The organism is Dysgonomonas sp. BGC7 (assembly GCF_001261735.1).
Lineage (GTDB): Bacteria > Bacteroidota > Bacteroidia > Bacteroidales > Dysgonomonadaceae > Dysgonomonas.
This window is the reverse complement of record NZ_CVRP01000032.1, coordinates 1-2,481: the sequence shown is the minus strand read 5'-3', so window position 1 is coordinate 2,481 and position 2,481 is coordinate 1. Positions and strand designations below refer to the sequence as shown.

Annotated in this window: 1 protein-coding gene; it reads right to left on the bottom strand. The window is 38.3% G+C overall.

The window, feature by feature from the left end; translation table 11 throughout:
* Positions 1-110: 110 nt before the first annotated feature.
* Entirely contained in the window at positions 111-1,916 is a 1,806-nt protein-coding gene (locus BGC7_RS17480; RefSeq protein WP_050702889.1) for a reverse transcriptase/maturase family protein, read from the bottom strand.
* Positions 1,917-2,481: the final 565 nt, after the last annotated feature.

Genomic DNA, 2,481 nt, shown 5'->3' with positions numbered 1-2,481 from the left:
ATGTAGGCTAAGTACCCAGCGCCTTTACATATTTCTATGCTAGGTTTCCAAGTACTCGCCCCCGAACCGGACTTACACCTTTCGACGTATCCGGCTCTCCACTAATATTATCAGTCTAACCTCCCTGTATGAATCTTCCAATGACAATCGTGGCACACCGCAATGGTTTTTCGCCTGCGGGCAATCATGTGTTTTTCCCAGATCTTTTTTCCTTGTAGATCTTTGAGCTTTTTCACATGATGCATCGACAATACCGATTCTGTTCCGCATATCTCACATTTATTAGCTTTTATCCTATCGATTAGGCTCGTTCTTGTGATTTTAATAAGCGGTTGATCATCATTGAACTTAATTCTACTTAAAGGCTTCCGCTTAAAACCGTCATGATAAAATTCGCAGCGTACTGCTTTCCCATTCTTTTTCATATAATCAATCCCAAATTCTCCGTTTTTACTGTATTTTCGAAGAATCTTACGAACTGATGATTTATATTTGCAAGCATAGGTTTTGTACATACTGTATTCCATGATATTATAAAAAGAATCAATAGTATAGCTGTTATTCGCCAATGAATAATAGTTGTAAAAGCCTCGTATTTCACCGTTGTACTGGCAGAGTATTTCTAAGTCATCATTGTTCTTCATACAAGGTCTTGCCTTGGGATGCCATCTCTCTTTCCCATTATGATAAGTCAGTTTAATAGCGTCATATTCGAAGAGTTTCTTTTTCATTGTATCCATAGATAGTTTTAAAAAGACTTTTGACCTGTAATATCTTTGAGCGGTACCCTTACCAATCCGTTTTATTTGATCTGTTTTGTAGATTCCGATTTCATATCCGAGGAATTTTGCATTCTTCTTTGTGTTGGTTATCAATGTTTTCTCATCGGATAATTCAAGTTTGAGTTTTTCTTCAAGAAAATCTTTGATATCTTTCTTGACTTTCACACAATCTGCCTTACTTCCGATTATCCCAATCAAAAAGTCATCTGCATACCGGGTATATTTCAATCTTCGGTAACTACTATCCATTTCATCCAAACTTGGGTGGTTATTACGGGCTTTACAGCATTCATTGATGCGATTCAGATAGAACTCCCGTTTCTTTTCATCTGTTTCAGTTTTAAGTTTTCGCTCGGCTCTGATTTTTCTCAGTGCATATTTTGAATAAACTGTATCGGGTTTGCGTTTTTTGCCTTCATTAAAGTTTTGGATATATTCATTCATATACTTGTCGAACTTATCAAGATAGATATTAGCCAATACTGGGCTGATAATTCCACCTTGTGGTGTTCCGCTGTATGTTCTGTGAAATATCCATTCCTCCATATATCCCGCATTCAGGAACTTTCTGATTAGCCTGGTAAACCTGTTGTCAGAGATTCTTTCTTCAAGTGTTCTTATCAAAATATCATGATTGATATTATCAAAAAATCCTTTTATGTCTCCTTCAACAAACCATTTGGAACCAGTGAAAGTATCCTTGATACGGGATAGTGCTGTATGGCATCCTCTGTTTGGTCTGAATCCATGAGAACAACTCTCAAAGCTGCCTTCATAGATTGCCTCCAAAATCATACGAATGACTTCCTGCACCAGTTTATCATCAAAAGAAGGTATCCCCAAAGGGCGTTTTGTTCCGTTTTTCTTCGGAATATAAATCCGTTTTGATGATACAGGCTGATACTGCTCACTTTTGAGCAATTCAATCAATTGTTCAATACGGGATATACTCATGTCGTCAATGGTTTTGCCATCAACACCAGGAGTCATGTTACCTTCCTTTGCATATAGCTTTTGGTAGGCAACATAATATATTTCCTTATTGAACAGAATCCGATATAGCCTTTCAAATCTATACATTGCGATTTTACTTTGCTTCGCCAGACTGTTTAATACTCTTTCTGGATCTCTCATAATGTCTCACACATTTTCCGTTAATTGTATTAAAAAATATTAGCTGTCTCCCTTTGCCATGTACAAGGCTTTCCCTTGCTCGGACTACTACGGAGACTCCGTTGCCATGCCAAATATTCAAAGGTCTGAAACCTTATAGCCTTACAACTGGCATTTTGGGTTAGGCAATCCCCATTTAGACATATAATAACTATAGCTCGATAAGTTGTCGGATACGACATCCACCTTTTATTGCTTACTGCAATTGCGTTGTGATTAGTTTACGCTTCCGCTATGTCCACATGATAACGGAGTATCACAATATGACGCCAGTAACCGTCTTTCGTCATAGACCCGCATTTGTCCGCTCAGGCTATCGTTTAATCAATACGGATTTTATCCTCATACTTATCATTTCATCTTCCCATTCAGTCGCAACATGACGATTAGTTGACTTATGGATTTGCCGGCATGCTACACTCCCCTTTGGGTTTCCCCGCCAGATAAGCCGGTTGATGACAGACTTGTAAACTCGTGTCTGGTATCGCGCTACCAATACATTTATTATATACCCTTATGGGCGCAC

Excerpts from the sequence above, each read along its gene's own strand:
- BGC7_RS17480 (WP_050702889.1), bottom strand. The coding sequence starts at position 1,916 with ATGAGAGATCCAGAAAGAGTATTAAACAGTCTGGCGAAGCAAAGTAAA.